A 16842-nucleotide genomic window follows, 5' to 3' on the forward strand; every position below is an offset into this window, starting at 1 on the left:
CGTGGCCGGGGACCCGCATTCGTCGCAGCCCGCCGACGGCCAGGAAGATCTGGCTGCCCTGCGGGCGCGCATCGACGCGCTGGATGCCGAGCTGCTCGAGCGGCTGAGCGAGCGTGCCCGCTGTGCCGAGGCCGTGGCCCGGGTGAAGCGCAGCCAGGAGAGCAATCCGGTGTTCTATCGTCCGGAGCGTGAAGCCGAGATCCTGCGCCGGGTGCGTGAGCAGAACCCCGGCCCGCTATCCGGCGAAGCGATCACCCGGCTGTTCCGCGAAATCATGTCCGAATGCCTGGCTCTGGAGCATCCGCTCCATGTGGCCTATCTGGGACCGGTGGGCACCTTTACGCATCTGGCGGCGCGCAAGCATTTCGGCCATGCGGTCGAGACCCAGCCGCTGGCCTCTATCGATGCCGTGTTCGACGCCGTGGAGACCGGTCGCGCGCAGTTCGGCGTGGTGCCCATCGAGAACAGCTCCGAGGGGGTGGTGACCCATACGGTCGACTGCTTCATGGATTCTTCGCTGCAGATCTGCGGTGAGGTCGTGACTCCGATTCATCACCATCTGCTGACGCACGCCGAGGATCTCGGTCAGGTCCGGCGCGTGCTGGCCCACGCCCAGGCGCTGGCGCAATGCCGCCAGTGGCTGGACGCGGAGCTGCCGAACGCCGAGCGCGAGGCGGTCTCCAGCAACGCCCGCGCAGCCGAGATTGCGGCGCAGGACCCGACCGTGGCGGCACTCGCCAGCCAGGCCGCGGCCGACCATTACCAGATCCCGGTGCGGGCGCCGCACGTGGAAGATCGCGCCGACAACACCACACGTTTCCTGATTATCGGTTCCGGCACCACGGAACCCAGTGGCGCGGACCGCACCTCGGTGATGCTGACGACCGCCAATCGCCCGGGATCGCTGTATTCGCTGCTCAAGCCGATTGCCGAGTCGGGTATCAGCCTGACCCGTATCGAATCGCGTCCGTCGCGCTGCACGCCGTGGAACTACGTGTTCTTTCTCGACCTGGTCGGCCACCAGCAGGATCCGCTGATCCGCGAATGTCTGGAGCAGCTGCGCGCGAGCGCCGATACCGTCAAGGTGCTGGGGAGCTATCCCCAGGCCGCCACCTGAATCCCCGAGGTTTCCGCATGGCATCCAATCCTTCCGTATCCGCTACGGCCGGCCCGGCGTTTGATCCGGTGACTCTGGCGGTTGCTGGCGTCCAGGGGCTTAGCCCCTACCAGCCGGGCAAGCCCGTGGCCACGCTGGAACGCGAACTGGGGATTACCCAGGCAGTCAAGCTGGCCTCCAACGAGAATCCGTTGGGCCCGTCGCCCCTTGCGGTGGAAGCCGGGCGCGCGGCGCTGGCCGATGCGCATGTCTATCCCGACGGCAATGGCTTCGAGCTGAAGGCACGTCTGGCCGAACGCCATGGCGTGACCCCGGAGCAGATCACCCTCGGCAATGGCTCCAACGAGGTGCTGGAGTTGGTTGCACGGACCTGGCTGGCGCCGGGGCGTGCTGCCGTGTTTTCTGCCCACGCGTTTGCGGTCTATCCGCTGGTGACCCAGGCGGTGGATGCCGTGGCCCGAGTGGCCCCGGCGCTGCCCGCCGACCATCCGGAACAGCCCTTCGGGCACGATCTTGACGCGATGCAGGCGCCGGTGGATGGCGATGTGCGGGTCGTGTTCGTGGCCAACCCGAACAACCCGACCGGCACCTGGCTGGATGCGGCGGCGCTCGAAGCCTTCGTGGCCGCGATGCCGGTCACGACCGTGGTTGTTATGGACGAGGCCTATTTCGAATATGTCGAGGAGGCCGAGTATCCGGACACCACGCAATGGCTGGATCGCTATCCGAACCTGATCGTCACCCGGACTTTCTCCAAGATCCAGGGCCTGGCCGGACTGCGCCTCGGCTATGCGGTTAGCTCGCCGGCCATCGCGGACCTGCTGAATCGAGTGCGCCAGCCGTTCAATGTGAATGCGATTGCCCAGGCGGCCGGCCTGGCCGCGCTGGACGACCACGAGCATGTGGAAAAGTCGGTGGCCATCAATCGGGAGGGGGTTCGCCAGGTGAGCGCCGCCCTGCGCGAGCTGGGCTTGCGTGTGATCCCGTCGGTGGGCAATTTCGTGACCTTCGATACCGGCCGGGATCCGGGCCCGGTATATGACGCCATGCTGCGCGACGGCGTGATTACGCGCCCGGTAGAGAATTACGGTCTCCCCGGGCATCTGCGCGTCACGGTCTCGACCCGTGCGGACAATGACCGCTTTCTCGCGGCCCTGAAAAAGGCCCTGGCGTGATCGAACGGCTGGTCATCTTCGGCGTTGGGCTGATCGGCGGTTCGCTGGCCCTGGCCCTGCGCGAGGCGGGGGCCGTGCGCGAGATCGTGGGTTGTTCGCGCAATGCAGACAACCTGCGCGAGGCGCAGCGCCTGGGCGTGATCGATCGCTGGACCACCGATGTCGCCGAGGCCGCCGAGGGGGCGGACCTGGGCGTGCTCGCCGTCCCGTTGGGGGCGATGGAGCCACTGGCGCGCGACCTGGCAGCGGCGTGGCCCGAAGACAGCCCGCTGACCGATGTGGGCAGCAGCAAACAGGCCGTAATCGATGCGGTGGGTGCCGGCTTCGGCAAGGTCCCGCGCGCGTTTGTCCCCGGCCATCCGATTGCGGGAACCGAGAAGAGCGGGGTGGGAGCGGCCTTTGCCACCCTGTTCCGTGAGCGCCTGGTAATCCTGACACCGGTCGATGCCACGAATGCGCTGGCGACCGACCGAGTGGCCGAGATGTGGCAGGCCGCCGGGGCGCGGGTCGAGTACATGACCCCGGCGCACCACGACCGGGTGCTGGCCGCGACCAGTCATTTGCCCCATGTGCTGGCCTTCACGCTGGTGTCGTCGCTTGCGAACATGAGCGAGCGCGACGAGATCTTTCATTACGCCGCCGGGGGGTTTCGCGATTTCACGCGCATCGCCTCCAGCGATCCGGTGGTCTGGCGGGATATCTGCCTCGCCAATCGCACCGCCATCCTCGAGGTGATCGGGCAGTACCAGGCCGACCTGGAGGGTTTGCGCAGCGCCATCGAACACGGCGATGCCGCGACCATCGAACAGAGCTTTGAACACGCCAAGGAAACCCGCGATCGCCTTTGCGACCCCGCGGACGCACAACTGGATACCTGAAAATCGATGAATACCTTTACCGTACAGCCCGGAGGGCAGCTTTCGGGCCGCGCCCGCGTGCCGGGCGACAAGTCGATCTCCCACCGGGCGATCATGCTGGGTGCGCTGGCCGAGGGCGAGACGCGTGTGACCGGATTCCTCGAGGGGGCCGATTGTATTGCGACACTGGAGGCGTTTCGTGCGATGGGCGTGGCGATCGAACGTACCGGTCCAGGCGATGTACGCATTCAGGGTGCCGGCGTGCACGGGCTCAAGGCCCCGGCAGCGGCGCTGGACATGGGCAACTCGGGGACCGCGATGCGGCTGCTGTGCGGCGTACTGGCCGGCCAGGCGTTTGACAGCGAGCTGGTCGGTGATCGCTCCCTGAGCGGGCGCCCGATGCGCCGAGTCACCGACCCGCTCGCGCACATGGGTGCGCACATCGATACCAGCGAGGCCGGGACGCCACCGTTGCGGGTACACGGCGGGGCCCCGTTGCGGGGGACGGACCATGTATTGAAAGTCGCCAGTGCCCAGGTGAAGTCGGCCCTGTTGTTGGCAGGTCTCTGGGCGGACGGCAAGACCTGCGTGACCGAGCCGGCGCCCACCCGCGATCACACCGAGCGGATGCTGGCCGGATTCGGTTATCACGTGGAGCGCGACGGACCCCGTGCCTGTGTAGAGGGCGGCGGTCGCCTGGTCGCAAGCCCGGTGGATGTGCCAGCGGATATCTCGTCGGCGGCATTTTTTCTGGTCGGTGCCTCGATTGCCACCGGCTCGCGCATGCGCCTGGAACATGTGGGGATCAACCCGACGCGCACCGGCGTGATCGACATCCTGCGTCTGATGGGCGCCGAGATCCGCGTCCTCGATGAGCGCGAGGCCGGTGGCGAGCCCGTGGCCGATCTCGAGGTCGAGGCGGCCACTCTGAAGGGGATCCAGATCCCCGAGCACCTGGTGCCACTGGCAATCGATGAATTCCCGGCCATCTTCGTCGCCGCGGCCTGTGCCGAGGGCGAGACGGTCCTGACCGGCGCGGAGGAGCTGCGGGTCAAGGAAAGTGATCGTATCCAGGTGATGGCCGATGGTCTGGCCGCGCTGGGCGTGGACTGCGCAGTGCAGCCGGATGGCATTCGCATCCAGGGCGGTGACGGTTTCACTGGGGGCGAGGTCGACAGTCATGGCGATCACCGCATCGCCATGTCGTTCGCGATGGCCGGGCTGCGTGCCCGAGCGCCGATCCGCATCCGCGATTGCGCCAACGTGGGGACCTCTTTCCCCGGCTTCGTGGCGCTGGCGCGTGAGGCCGGACTGCAACTGGAGGCGGCATGAGTACGGCCATTCCGGTACTGACCATTGATGGCCCCGGCGGTGCAGGGAAGGGCACGGTCTGCATGCGCGTAGCGGCGGCGATGGGCTGGCATCTTCTGGATAGCGGAGCCCTCTATCGGCTGTTGGGGCTGGCTGCGCGACAGCACGGCGTGGAACTGACCGACGAGGAGGCACTGGCCCGGCTGGCCGCGGGTCTGGATGTGGATTTCGAGGTCAATCGGGATGCCACGGCCGTGACCACGCTGCTGGAAGGCGCACCCGTGGACCAACTGCTGCGCACGGAGCAGACGGGCAGTGACGCCTCCCAGGTGGCTGCGATTCCGGCGGTGCGCGAGGCGCTGCTGGAGCGTCAGCGCGGGTTCGCGAAGGCCCCGGGGCTGGTCGCCGACGGGCGCGACATGGGCACGGTCGTGTTCCCCGAAGCGGACCTGAAGATCTTCCTGACGGCCTCGGCCGAGGAGCGGGCCAGGCGGCGATACATGCAGTTGAAGGAACAAGGACTTAGTGCTAATCTCTCCGCCCTTCAGGACGAGATGGAGGCCCGCGACCGGCGTGATCGCGAACGCAGCGTGGCCCCCCTCAAGCCCGCCGAAGATGCCTGGGAAGTGGATACCACGGACCTGGACATCGTCGGCGTGGTCGACATGATCCTGGAACGCCTCCGGGACGTACTCCCGGAACAAAGCCCCCGCCCCGCGGAATAAGCCGTCGGAAGCGGGATCATAAACGTCTAGAACTGGTTGCAGGAAGTATCTGCAAGCATTTGTTAAACCACAGGTTCACAAATCCATGAGTGAAAGTTTCGCGCAACTGCTCGAAGAGAGCATGGCCTACACCCAGATGCAGCCGGGTGCCATCCTCAGTGCCACCGTCATTGAGGTCACCCCGGAAGTCGTCGTGGTGAACGCCGGCCTGAAGTCCGAGGGGGTCATTCCCACCGAGCAGTTCATGAACGAAGAGGGTGAGCTCGAGGTCAAGGTCGGCGATGTCGTCGAAGTGGCCCTCGAAACCCCGGAAGACGGTTTCGGCGAGACGCGCATGTCGCGCGAGAAGGCCAAGCGAGCCAAGGCCTGGGACCGTCTCGAAGGTGCGATGGAAGAAGAGCAGTACGTCACCGGCAAGATCTCCGGCAAGGTCAAGGGTGGCTACACCGTCGAGCTGGGCGATATCCGGGCGTTCCTGCCGGGTTCACTCGTGGATGTCCGTCCGGTGCGTGATACCGCGTATCTGGAAGGCAAAGAGCTGGAATTCAAGCTCATCAAGCTGGATCGCCGTCGCAACAACGTGGTTGTGTCGCGTCGTGCCGTGGTCGAGCAGGAATACAGCGCCGAGCGCGAAGAGCTGCTGAAGAACCTGCAGGAAGGCGCGCAGGTCAAGGGCATCGTCAAGAACCTGACCGACTATGGTGCGTTCCTGGATCTGGGCGGCATCGACGGCCTGCTGCACATCACCGATATGGCCTGGAAGCGCGTCAAGCACCCGTCCGACGTAGTCGAGATCGGCCAGGAAGTCGAGGTCAAGGTCCTGAAGTTCGACCGCGAACGCATGCGCGTATCGCTGGGCCTGAAGCAGCTGGGCGAGGATCCGTGGGAAAACATCACCCGCCGTTACCCGACCGGCACCCGGATCTTCGGCAAGGTCACCAACATCACCGATTACGGCTGCTTCGTGGAGATCGAAGACGGCGTGGAAGGCCTGGTGCACGTGTCCGAGATGGACTGGACCAACAAGAACGTCAACCCGGGCAAGATGGTTGCCATCGGTGACGAGGTCGAGGTGATGATCCTCGACCTGGACGAAGAGCGCCGCCGCATCTCGCTGGGTATGAAGCAGTGCCAGTCCAACCCGTGGGACGACTTCGCCGCCAACCACAACCGGGGCGAGAAGGTCAGTGGCCAGATCAAGTCGATCACCGATTTCGGTGTGTTTGTTGGCCTGGAAGGCGGCATCGACGGCCTGATTCACCTGTCCGACCTGTCCTGGCACGAGGCCGGCGAAGAGGCGATCCGCAACTTCAAGAAGGGTGACGAGGTCGAGGCCGTGGTCCTGTCCGTGGATCCCGAGCGCGAGCGCATCTCCCTGGGTCTGAAGCAGCTGGACCGCGATCCGTTCGCCAACTTCGTGGCCGAGCACAGCAAGGGCAGCATCGTGTCCGGTACCGTGAAGGAAGTGGACGCCAAGGCCGCGGTGATCGAACTGGCCGACGGCATCGACGGAATCCTGCGTGCCGCCGACATCTCCCAGGATCGTGTGGAGGATGCCAGCACCGTGCTGAAGGTTGGCGAAACCGTCGAAGCCCGATTCATGGGCGTGGACAAGAAGACCCGCGCCATCAGCCTGTCGATCAAGGCCAAGGATCGCGCCGAGGAAGCCGAGATGGTGTCCGATTACGGCAGCAATGCGGGTACCGGTACCACCCTGGGCGATCTGCTCAAGGAGCAGATGGACAAGAACGACTAAGCCCGTTCTGCGTTGGCCCACGGTGCCGGAAGGTGCCGTGGGCCATTTTGTTCCGGGAAACCGGGTTTCCTTCCTGTCTGTGACGAGTGCCTGATGACCAAATCGGAATTGATCGAGAACCTCGCCCGGAAATCGCCTCATTTGCCTGCCAGGGATGTCGAGATGTCGGTCAAGGCATTACTCGAACGGATGAGTCATGCGCTGGCCAATGGGCAGCGGGTAGAGATTCGCGGCTTCGGCAGTTTTTCCCTCCATTTCCGGCCCCCAAGGCTGGGACGTAACCCCAAGACCGGTGAAAGCGTTGCCTTGCCCGGTAAGCATGTCCCCCATTTCAAGCCCGGCAAGGAATTGCGCGAACGGGTAAACGGCTCCATCGACGGGAACGACTAGGGACCGTCCGTGAACGACCGACGTCGACAGCAGATTCGCAATGCCGTGGCCTTTGCCGCGCTTATCGTGATTTCGTCCGCTGTTGGCATTCTTGTTGTATTGAACGAAGACCTGGTGACCCTTGCGTTACCCGGTGTGCAGATCGAGGCGCCGCTCGTGGTGTTCCTCGGGATTGCGGCCCTGTTCGGGGTCGTTTTAGCTTCGCTCGTACTCTGGCTGCGGCTGCGCCGGTTGCGTCAAAAGATTGCAGACCTGCGCGAACAGAACCATGCCCTCAAGGTCGAGGTCGAGCAGTTGCGTACCGCACCCATGCGGGATTTCTACTAGTCTCGTGGCGCGCATGCGGCCACTGACGCCCCACACGTTTTTCTTCTCATCCAGGACCCATTCTCGCTCATGATCGACGACTGGTTCTGGTTGCTGCTCCCTATTGCGGCTGCGAGTGGCTGGTGGCTCGCGCGTTACGGCGTGCCGGAAGACCGTGAGGAACGGGAGCCGTCACTGGATCGCTACCTGGAAGGTGTGCGCCACCTCCTCGACGACCGCACGGATGATGCCCTTCAGGCCTTCATCGAAATGGTGGAAGTCGATCACGAAACGTTCGAGACCCATGTAATCCTGGGCCGGCTGTTCCGGCGTCGGGGCGAGGTCGATCGCGCCATCCGCATCCATCAGAACCTGGTCGCGCGGCCCACGCTGCCCGCGGCGCAGCGAGCGCAGGCCCTGTGCGAACTGGGTGAGGATTTTCTCCTGGCCGGCGTATTGGATCGGGCGGAGGCGGTGTTTCGCGAATTGGCGGATTCGCCGCATCAGGCGGTCGCCGCACTGGAAGGCCTGCGGCAGGTCTACGAGACCCAGCGGGAATGGGAGCGTGCGATCGAGGTGGGCGACCGGCTGAAAGAACATGGGGTCGCGCACGAGCATCAGAGGATCGCGCATTATCATTGCGAACTGGCCCAGATCGCGCTGGACAAAGGTGACTGGGAAAGCGCCAGAGCGCGCGCGGAACAGGCCGAGGGCCTCGTGCCGGGGCTTTCGCGGGCACTGCTGATCCAGTCGGAGATCGCGGCACGCAGGGGCGAGATCCGCGAGGCGATCGGATTCGGACGCGATGCGGTGGCGCGTACCCCGCAGCTGGCGCCCTTGCTGGTACCGCGTATCGAGCGGTTGCACCAGGAGCTGCCTGGGGAGAATCGTCTGGGTCAGCTGGAGGAGCTCCTCGACGATCTTGCGCGCAACCGTGGGATCACGATGGCGCGCATTGCCCTGATGCGTCTTTACCGACGTACGGGCCGGCTGGATGCCGCGCTGATGGAGCTGGGTTCGATCCTGGCACAGCGTCCGGTGCCGACCTCGGGATTGCTGGAGGCGGTGCGCTGGATGAAGATTCTCCCGGCGGTCCAGCAATACAGCACGGAGTTTGCAGCATTCGAGAAGGCCCTGGCGGACCAGCTCGGGAGCCAGCATCTGTACCAGTGCGTGAACTGTGGCTATCAAGGGCGCGCGCATGTGTGGCAGTGCCCAAGCTGTCGTCGCTGGGATACGCTGCGCGGTCTCGACTTCGACATTGATCAGACGACGGAGGCCGCCGAGGAGGCGCTAATCCGCGAAGGGAGTCCCCGTTCATGAATCCGATTCCGGAACCTGCAACGCACCTGATTGTGGCGCTCGATTTTTCCGAAGCCGAAGCCGCACTGGCGTTCGCCCGAAAGCTTGATCCAGCCCAGTGCGCGCTGAAGGTCGGGTTTGAGCTGTTCGTGGTCGCCGGGCCCGACCTGTTGCACCGTCTGCACGGCCTGGGTTTTCGGGTCTTTCTGGATCTGAAGTTCCACGACATCCCGAATACGGTGGCGGCGGCTTGTCGGGCCGCGGCGCGGACCGGTGTCTGGTTGATTAACGTGCATGCCAGTGGCGGTGAAGAGATGATGCGCGCCGCGCACGCGGCGGTGCGCGAGACGAATGACACGACGGCGCTTCTGGCCGTAACGGTGCTGACCTCCAGTGACGCCGGTACCTTGCGTGAGATCGGCGTGAATCGGGAACCGGCCGAGCAGGTGCGTCTTCTGGGCGAACTGGCGGTGCGCAAGGCGGGCCTGGAAGGGCTGGTCTGTTCGGCGCAGGAGGCCGCCATGCTGCGCCGCCTGCTCGGCGAGGAACCGTTGCTGGTAACGCCCGGAATTCGGCTGGAGGACGCGGGCGGGGACGATCAGAAGCGGGTGATGACCCCCGAACGGGCGATCTCGGCCGGGGCCAGCGCCATCGTGGTCGGCCGGCCGATCACGCGTGCCGCGGACCCGAGCATGGCCATGGAGGCCTTCATCACACGATTGCAGAAGAGCGAATGACGGCTTGGATTGGAGGGGTTTTCGCAGGGCATCAATCCCGCTAGGATGCCGTTGGTGCATGGATGCACCGATCGTTCAATGAAGATAAGGAGCGTTTTCATGAGGAAGCTTTTTCAATGTGCGAAGTGCTGGGCCCTGGCGGGCCTCTGCGTCCTGCCGCTGGTGATGGTTACGGCCTCGGGAGGCCAGCCGCTCAACGTGAATGGCGCATCCGCCGAAGAGCTGGCCGCGCTGGACAACGTCGGTCCGGTGAAGGCCCAGGCGATCGTGGAGCACCGCGAGGCACACGGTGAGTTCGCTTCGGTGCAGGCACTGACCGAGGTCTCCGGAATTGGTGAACGCACCGTGGAGATGAATCTCGACCGCATCGTCGTCGAGTAACGTTGTAGCGTAGTGGGTGGCAGCGCGTGCTGCCACCCGGTTCCAGCCCCTGGTCAATGGGTCCGTGAGGACGCGTGGGCCAGGGGTTCGTTATTGAGCGCCCAGGAGATGGAATGAGCCAGAATCACCCACCGATCCGTACCGCCGTGTTCCCGGTTGCCGGCATGGGTACGCGCTTTCTGCCGGCCACCAAGGCGAATCCGAAGGAGATGCTGCCGATCGTGGACAAGCCGCTGATCCAGTACGCAGCGGAGGAGGCGGTGGAAGCGGGGATCGAGACCCTGGTGTTCGTGACCGGGCGCAACAAGCGCTCCATTCCGGACCACTTCGACAAGGCTTACGAGCTGGAACATGAGCTGGAGGAGCGCGGCAAGACAGAGCTCCTGGAGCAGGTGCGCAATATCGTTCCGCCGAACGTGACCTGCGTCTATGTGCGCCAGTCCGATGCGCTGGGTCTCGGCCACGCGGTGGCCTGCGCCCATCCGATTGTGCGTAACGAACCCTTTGCCGTGATCCTGGCGGACGACCTGATCGAGTCAAGTAATGGCGGGGCGACGCGGCAGATGGTCGAGCAATACGCCGAGCACGGGTGCAGCGTGCTCGGGGTGGAAGAAGTGCCGGGTGACCGCACACATCAGTACGGGATCATCGATCCAGTGAAGACCGGCCCGCGCAGCTGGGATGTGAAGGGGATCGTCGAGAAGCCCGATCCGGACCAGGCCCCGTCGAACGTGGCGGTGGTGGGGCGTTACATCCTGACCCCGAGAATATTCGAGATGCTGGCCACACAAAAGCCAGGGGCCGGCGGCGAGATCCAGCTGACCGATGCCATCGCGCGGTTGCTGGAGCTGGAGCGGGTAACGGCCTTCAACTTCGAGGGGCGCCGCTTCGATTGCGGTTCCAAGCTGGGCTATCTGGAGGCGACCGTGGAGCTCGCTCTGAACCACCCGGAGCTGAAAGACGACTTCGCCGAGTATCTCCGCAACCGCTAGTAGGAAGGCGCTGAGCCCCGGCGGGTCCTGTCACCACCAGAAACGGCGCTGACGCGGCCGGATCGGCAGGCGCCCGCGCCAGTACTGGATCAGCAGGAAGCCGAAGGCCATCCCGCCCAGATGAGCGAAATGGGCGATGCCGGCGAGCGTGCCGGAGATCCCCAGGTACAGCTCCAGCGCACCGTAGCCGATCACGAAATACTTGGCCTTGATCGGGATGGGCAGGAAGATCAGGAACAGGCGCTGGTTGGGGAACATCATCCCGAACGCGAGCAGAACGCCGAATACCCCGCCCGAGGCGCCGATGGTGGGGTAGATCATGTCACCGTTGCCGTGGGCAGTGATGACCAGCTGCACCAGCCCGGCACCGATCACGCACACCAAAAAGTAGGTCCCGAAGGTGCGTGAACCCCACGCGTTCTCGATCTGCACGCCCAGCATCCATACGGCGAACAGGTTCACGAACAAATGGACTGGACCGCCGTGCAGAAAGCCGTAACTGACCAGCTGCCAGAGCTGGAAGTCGGGCACCCGCATCCAGCTGCCATCCTGATGGACGGTGGCCGGCGTGCCGATGGGCCAGAGCCCGAAATGGGTGATCAACCAGTCACCCAGCCACGGCATGGTGAGGAACAGGCCGACGTTGGCGATCAGCAGGAAGCCGATCACCGGCGGCATCATGCTGAAGTCGGGGTGGCGGGGGTCCGGGTGCGTCATCGGACTCTTTTGCTCCCCGCCGTCAGGTGAAATCGTCGGTTACGGCACCGCGACTGGCCGAGCCCACGATACGCGAGTATTTCGCCAGGACCCCGCGGTCAAAGCGGGGCACCGGCGGCTCCCAGGCCGCGCGGCGGTGTTCCAGCTCGGCTTCGTCGACCTGCAGCGTGAGCCGGTTTTCTCCGGCATCGATCTCGATCGTATCCCCGTCCCGGACCAGCGCAATCGTGCCGCCGGTCGCGGCCTCGGGGGCAACATGTCCAACCACCATTCCGTACGTCCCGCCGGAGAAGCGCCCGTCGGTGATCAGACCAACGGAATCGCCCAGGCCCGCACCGATGATCGCGGCGGTCGGCGCGAGCATCTCGCGCATGCCGGGACCCCCACGTGGCCCCTCGTAGCGGATGACGAGGATATCGCCGGCCTGGATCTGGCCGTCGAGGATGGCATCCAGGCAGGCCTCCTCGGAGTCGAAGCAGCGCGCGGGGCCGGCGATGGCGGTCCGCTTGAGTCCGGTGATCTTGGCCACCGCGCCCTCGGTCGCGAGATTGCCCTTGAGGATGGCCAGGTGCCCGTGTGGGTACAGGGGCCGCTCCAGCGGGCGGATGATCTCCTGATCCGGGGAGGGCGTATCGGGGATCTCCGCCAGGGTCTCGGCCAGGGTGGCTCCGGTAATCGTCAGGCACTCACCGTGCATGAGCCCGGCATTCAGGAGCATCTTCATCACCTGGGGCGTGCCGCCCACCGCATGGAACTGGGTGGTCACGTAGCGCCCGGAAGGCTTCAGGTCGCACAGCACGGGGACCTTGCGGCGGATGCGCTCGACGTCGTCGATGTCCAGGGGGACCTCGGCGGCATGCGCAATCGCCAGCAGGTGGAGTACTGCGTTGGTGGAGCCCCCGATGGCCATCACCACTGCGAGGGCGTTCTCGAAGGCCTCGCGGGTCAGGATGTCGCGCGGGCGCCGGTTCGCGTGGATGGCCTCTACCAGGACCTCGGCCGACCGGGCGGCCGAATCGCCCTTTTCCGGGTCCTCGGCGGCCTGGGTGGACGAACCGGGGAGGCTCATGCCCATGGCCTCGAAGGCACTCGACATGGTATTGGCGGTGAACATGCCGCCGCAGGAGCCGGCGCCGGGGCAGGCGTTGCGTTCCACGCCCTGAAGGTCCTCGTCGGACAGATTGCCGGCACCATGCTGGCCCACGGCCTCGAAGGCGCTGACGATCGTCAGGTCCTGACCCTTGTAGTGCCCGGGCTTGATGGTTCCGCCGTAGACGAAGATGCCCGGCACGTTGAGACGGGCCAGGGCAATCATCGCCCCGGGCATGTTCTTGTCGCAGCCGCCGGTGGCGAGGATGCCGTCCAGGCTCTGGCCGTTGACTACGGTCTCGATGGCGTCGGCGATGACCTCGCGCGAGACCAGCGAGTACTTCATCCCCGGCGTCCCCATGGAGATGCCGTCGGAGATGGTGATGGTGCCAAAGGTCTGTGGCATGCCCCCGGCTTGCCGCACCGCCTGTTCGGCGCGGGCGGCGAGGGCACCAATGCCCATGTTGCAGGGCGTGATCGTGCTGTGCGCGTTGGCAATGCCCACGATCGGGCGCTGAAAGTCGTCGTCGCCGAAGCCGACTGCGCGCAGCATGGCGCGGTTGGGCGTGCGGCGGGGGCCTTCGGTGACGACGCGGCTGCGGCGGTTGTCCTGTGCCATGGTCTTCCCTGCGGTTGTGGGTTAGTGGGCGCCGGGCTCGCCGTGGCGCGAGTAGCGGCCGTTCATGAAACGATCGAAGAACTGCCCGAGGGCGGGGTGTTCGATCTGTTCGCCGCGAGTATCCGGCTCCAGGTGGCGTTCGGCCACGTAGGTGCTGTGCGAATAGCCGTCCACCAGCACGTGATACCACGGCTGGTCCTTGGGTGGGCGGCTCTTGGCCACGGTTTCGTACCATTCGTCCGACCCGGCGTACACCGGATCCACATCGACGATCACACCCCGGTAATCGAACTTGGTATGGTGAATGAGCTCACCAACGGTAAAGCGCGTGCGTGTGGTCATGTTCGCCTCTGTCCTGCCTCGGTGCGCAAGTCTCTATTGTGGACCGCGGCCACCGGCGCGTGTTCGAGCTCGGCTCTCGGGTGCACCGCATGGCACTGTACGACTTTGTATTTAAAGCTATAACGCCCCTAACGGTACCGCCATGAGTCGCAATCAAAACAGGCTGGATGCCAGCTTCCATCACCATATCCCCGAAGGCGATGATCGCGAACGGCGTGTCTGCGACCATTGTGGCTTCGTTGACTACGAAAACCCGCGAATCATCGTCGGCAGCGTGGCCATCTGGGAAGACCGCGTATTGCTTTGTCGAAGGGCCATTCAGCCGCGTCGTGGTTTCTGGACCCTGCCTGCGGGGTTCATGGAAAAGGGGGAAAGCCCGGCCGAGGGGGCCCGCCGCGAGGCCTGGGAGGAGGCGCGGGCCGATCTGGAAATCGGTCAGTTGCTGGGCGTCTATAGCGTCCCGCACATCGGGCATGTGCAGATGATCTATCGGGCGCGGTTGCTGAGCGATGCGATTGCGCCGGGCCCTGAATCGGAAGAGGTCGGCCTGTTCCGTTTCGACGAGCTGCCGGAGGAGCGCGCCTTCCCGTCGGTGACCTGGGCCCTGCAGCACTATCTGGAAACCCGAGACCGGGTCGATTTCGCCCCGCGCTCGGCCCCGCTGGCCGATGGAGAAGGTGTCACCCCCGGTCTTTGAGGGTGGCGCGCTCCACGCGTGTCTATTTCCTGTCGCGCTGCGGCCCGTAGTGGCGAAACTTTTCCAGGACGCGATCCATCTCCGCGTCATCCAGCAATTGCGGCCCTCCGATCTGCAGGCTCAGCACATATTGCCGTGCCAGAAGTTCAACCTCCTCGGTCAGCCACAGGGCGCGCTCCAGGTCCGTCCCGGTGGCAATCATCCCGTGATTCGCGAGCAGGCAGGCCGTGCGGTCCCGCAGGGCTGCCACCGCGAGCCGCGAGAGGGTCTCCGTTCCAAACGTGGCGTACGGGGCGCAGCGGATGGAGTTCCCGCCGGCGGCGGCGATCATGTAGTGCAGCGCGGGGATGTCGCGTCCCTGGATCGCCACGACACTGGCATGGACGGAATGGACATGGACGACCGCTCCCAGCTCTGGTCGCGCCTGCAGGATGGCGCGGTGGAAGTGCCATTCGCTCGAGGGCTTGCGGCCAGGCGCCCATTGTCCATCTGCATCGACATACACCAGGTCGTCCGGCTGTAACACCTCGTACGGGATGCCAGAAGGCGTAATCAGCATGCCGTCGCCGAAGCGCGCGCTGATGTTGCCCGAGGTGCCCTGGTTGAGCCCCCGACGATTGGTCTCCAGGCCGGTGTTGATGATGGCTTGGCGAAGGGCGGTCTCGTCGGTCGTGTTGGGGGAGTTCAGGGTCATCTTCTCGGAAGCGCTTGGGCGTAATGCGATTGTACCGGGTTCGTCCGGGAACCCCGCGCACGGGTTGTGGTCAATCGGGAAAGCCCGCAATCGTGATGGGTAATCCATTTCGCTCATGGAAATGGGGCGGGCCCGCCGTTTATAGTGGCTTCGCATATCCGGTTCGCCAGATATCCGCGAAGTCTTGATTGTTACAGGGAGGAAGCACCATGAAGAACGTCGCACGCCTGATTACCGCCACCTCCGTGGCCGCCGCACTGACCCTGGGGTTGGGTGCCGGAAGTACCGTTCACGCATTCGATGAGCACGAGGCCACGATCGACTACCGCCAGGGTGTGATGCGCGCCATTGGTGGCAACGTGGGCGCCATTGCCGCCGTGGTGGTGGACGGAGCCGAGTTCGGCGACAACCTCGAGATGCATACCAGCCAGCTGGTAGCGCTGAGCCAGGACATCCCGGGCCTCTTTCCGGAGGGGAGCGATTTCCCGGATACCGATGCCAAGGAAGAAATCTGGGATGACTGGGAACGCTTCGAGGAGCTCTCCAATGACACGCTGGAGGCCGCCGAGGCCCTGCACGCAGCCGTGGAGGCCGGTGACGAAGGCGAATACGCCATTCGTTTTCGCAACCTCGGGCAGTCCTGCCAGGCTTGCCACGACGACTTCCGCCGCGAGTAATCCGCAGTGCTAGCAGGTAACAAGGGGCTGGCAGCCTGTCTGTCAGCCCTTTTTCTGCTTGGATCGGCGGCCACGGTGCAGGCAGGGGTGCAGATTGGCGAGCACGACCCGTCCGCGGGTACCGACGAGCAGATCGCCTACGGTGAGTACGTCTTGCGAGCCGGTGGCTGCGTGACATGCCACACGGCAGAAGACGGGGAATTCCTGGCCGGCGGGCGTGCGATCGAGAGCCCGTTTGGTGCGTTCTATGGTCCGAACATCACCCCGGATGCGGAACACGGCATCGGGGACTGGTCGGAAGAGGACTTCAAGCGCGCCCTGCTCGAAGGCCGCAGCCCGGACGGGCGCCACTACTATCCGGCCTTTCCGTATACGTCGTACACCAAGATCCAGCCGCGAGACGTGGAAGCCCTGTGGGCCTTTCTGCAATCCGAGGTGGAGCCCGTCGCTCGAGAAAACACCCCGCATGACCTGGTCTGGTATGCCCGGTTCCGGTCATCCCTGATGGGCTGGAAGTGGCTGCATTTCGAACCGGGCACCTTCGAGGCCGACCCCGACCAGTCGGACGAATGGAACCGTGGGGCCTACCTCGCCAACGCCCTTGGGCATTGCATGGAGTGCCATACTCCGCGCACGCGGACCGGCGGTCTGGACCTCAAGCGCATTGGGGCCGGCGCCCGACTGCCCGATGGGGACGTGGCCTCCAATATCACCCCGGATCGCGAAACCGGCATCGGACGCTGGGGGGAGCGGCATATTGCGCGCTATCTGGAGATGGGCCTGACCCGCGACGGTGATTTTGCCGGCGGCGGCATGGCCGACGTGATCGATCACGGCACTGCCCATCTGACCGATGCCGATCGCCGCGCCATCGCGATTTATATCGGTTCTCTGGAGGCCATCGAACACGATCCCGAGTAATCGGCACCGCAGTACGCACCACGAAAAAGGGCCAGAT

The 16842-nt window shown here is 64.9% G+C and carries 19 protein-coding genes; 15 read left to right on the forward strand and 4 right to left on the reverse strand.

Going from position 1 to position 16842, the window contains the following annotated elements; all coding sequences use genetic code 11:
• The first annotated feature begins 1 nt into the window (after position 1).
• The 12 genes from pheA to galU all read left to right on the forward strand — a co-directional run bounded on the left by pheA (position 2) and on the right by galU (position 11049).
• A complete protein-coding gene (gene pheA, locus F618_RS0104200) occupies positions 2-1117 on the forward strand; it encodes a prephenate dehydratase (protein ID WP_018176813.1) in 1116 nt (371 codons plus the stop codon).
• 17 nt (positions 1118-1134) lie between these two features.
• Complete coding sequence (hisC, locus tag F618_RS0104205; protein WP_019567836.1) at positions 1135-2292, forward strand: histidinol-phosphate transaminase; 1158 nt, start codon at positions 1135-1137, stop codon at positions 2290-2292.
• Positions 2289-3170, forward strand: coding sequence for a prephenate dehydrogenase/arogenate dehydrogenase family protein (locus F618_RS0104210; protein WP_019567837.1), 882 nt, complete (start codon positions 2289-2291; stop codon positions 3168-3170). Before hisC ends, F618_RS0104210 begins: the two co-directional genes overlap by 4 nt.
• Positions 3171-3176: 6 nt before the next feature.
• On the forward strand, positions 3177-4481 hold the full coding sequence (aroA, locus tag F618_RS0104215; RefSeq protein WP_019567838.1) for a 3-phosphoshikimate 1-carboxyvinyltransferase: 1305 nt from the start codon (positions 3177-3179) through the stop codon (positions 4479-4481).
• Positions 4478-5185, forward strand: coding sequence for a (d)CMP kinase (cmk, locus tag F618_RS0104220; RefSeq protein WP_018937600.1), 708 nt, complete (start codon positions 4478-4480; stop codon positions 5183-5185). The genes aroA and cmk overlap by 4 nt, the downstream gene beginning before the upstream one ends.
• Before the next feature lie 85 nt (positions 5186-5270).
• A complete protein-coding gene (gene rpsA, locus F618_RS0104225) occupies positions 5271-6941 on the forward strand; it encodes a 30S ribosomal protein S1 (protein ID WP_018650149.1) in 1671 nt (556 codons plus the stop codon).
• 93 nt (positions 6942-7034) lie between these two features.
• Positions 7035-7331 (forward strand): integration host factor subunit beta, encoded by a 297-nt coding sequence (locus F618_RS0104230; RefSeq protein WP_018937599.1) that lies wholly within the window; start codon positions 7035-7037, stop codon positions 7329-7331.
• 9 nt (positions 7332-7340) lie between these two features.
• Complete coding sequence (locus F618_RS0104235; RefSeq protein WP_019562483.1) at positions 7341-7658, forward strand: lipopolysaccharide assembly protein LapA domain-containing protein; 318 nt, start codon at positions 7341-7343, stop codon at positions 7656-7658.
• Between the two features lie 69 nt (positions 7659-7727).
• Positions 7728-8960 (forward strand): tetratricopeptide repeat protein, encoded by a 1233-nt coding sequence (locus F618_RS0104240; RefSeq protein WP_019567839.1) that lies wholly within the window; start codon positions 7728-7730, stop codon positions 8958-8960.
• Positions 8957-9676, forward strand: coding sequence for an orotidine-5'-phosphate decarboxylase (gene pyrF, locus F618_RS0104245; RefSeq protein ID WP_019567840.1), 720 nt, complete (start codon positions 8957-8959; stop codon positions 9674-9676). Before F618_RS0104240 ends, pyrF begins: the two co-directional genes overlap by 4 nt.
• A gap of 99 nt (positions 9677-9775) precedes the next feature.
• Positions 9776-10057, forward strand: a complete 282-nt coding sequence (locus F618_RS0104250) for a ComEA family DNA-binding protein (RefSeq protein ID WP_018937596.1) — start codon at positions 9776-9778, stop codon at positions 10055-10057.
• A gap of 113 nt (positions 10058-10170) precedes the next feature.
• Positions 10171-11049, forward strand: coding sequence for a UTP--glucose-1-phosphate uridylyltransferase GalU (gene galU / locus F618_RS0104255; RefSeq protein WP_018169761.1), 879 nt, complete (start codon positions 10171-10173; stop codon positions 11047-11049).
• Positions 11050-11079: 30 nt separating this feature from the next.
• On the opposite strand, the gene F618_RS0104260 is transcribed toward galU, so the two are convergent.
• The 3 genes from F618_RS0104260 to hspQ are packed head-to-tail and all read right to left on the reverse strand — an operon-like array spanning position 11080 to position 13816.
• The gene (locus F618_RS0104260; RefSeq protein WP_018145698.1) at positions 11080-11766 is read right to left on the reverse strand and encodes a rhomboid family intramembrane serine protease; all 687 of its coding nucleotides are present in this window, start codon (positions 11764-11766) and stop codon (positions 11080-11082) included.
• Between the two features lie 22 nt (positions 11767-11788).
• Positions 11789-13474, reverse strand: coding sequence for a dihydroxy-acid dehydratase (gene ilvD, locus F618_RS0104265; RefSeq protein ID WP_019567841.1), 1686 nt, complete (start codon positions 13472-13474; stop codon positions 11789-11791).
• A gap of 21 nt (positions 13475-13495) precedes the next feature.
• Positions 13496-13816, reverse strand: a complete 321-nt coding sequence (gene hspQ, locus F618_RS0104270; protein ID WP_018169763.1) for a heat shock protein HspQ — start codon at positions 13814-13816, stop codon at positions 13496-13498.
• A 142-nt stretch (positions 13817-13958) separates the two neighbouring features.
• Between hspQ and F618_RS0104275 the strand changes: the two genes are divergently transcribed.
• Positions 13959-14513, forward strand: coding sequence for an NUDIX domain-containing protein (locus F618_RS0104275; RefSeq protein ID WP_019562491.1), 555 nt, complete (start codon positions 13959-13961; stop codon positions 14511-14513).
• Between the two features lie 22 nt (positions 14514-14535).
• On the opposite strand, the gene F618_RS0104280 is transcribed toward F618_RS0104275, so the two are convergent.
• Positions 14536-15207 (reverse strand): L-fuculose-phosphate aldolase, encoded by a 672-nt coding sequence (locus tag F618_RS0104280; protein ID WP_019567842.1) that lies wholly within the window; start codon positions 15205-15207, stop codon positions 14536-14538.
• A gap of 209 nt (positions 15208-15416) precedes the next feature.
• Between F618_RS0104280 and F618_RS0104285 the strand changes: the two genes are divergently transcribed.
• Complete coding sequence (locus tag F618_RS0104285; RefSeq protein WP_018937592.1) at positions 15417-15884, forward strand: cytochrome c; 468 nt, start codon at positions 15417-15419, stop codon at positions 15882-15884.
• 39 nt (positions 15885-15923) lie between these two features.
• On the forward strand, positions 15924-16805 hold the full coding sequence (locus tag F618_RS0104290) for a cytochrome c (protein ID WP_369772988.1): 882 nt from the start codon (positions 15924-15926) through the stop codon (positions 16803-16805).
• Positions 16806-16842 lie beyond the last annotated feature (37 nt).

The organism is Thioalkalivibrio sp. ALMg13-2 (genome assembly GCF_000381185.1).
GTDB classification, from domain to species: Bacteria; Pseudomonadota; Gammaproteobacteria; order Ectothiorhodospirales; family Ectothiorhodospiraceae; genus Thioalkalivibrio; species Thioalkalivibrio versutus.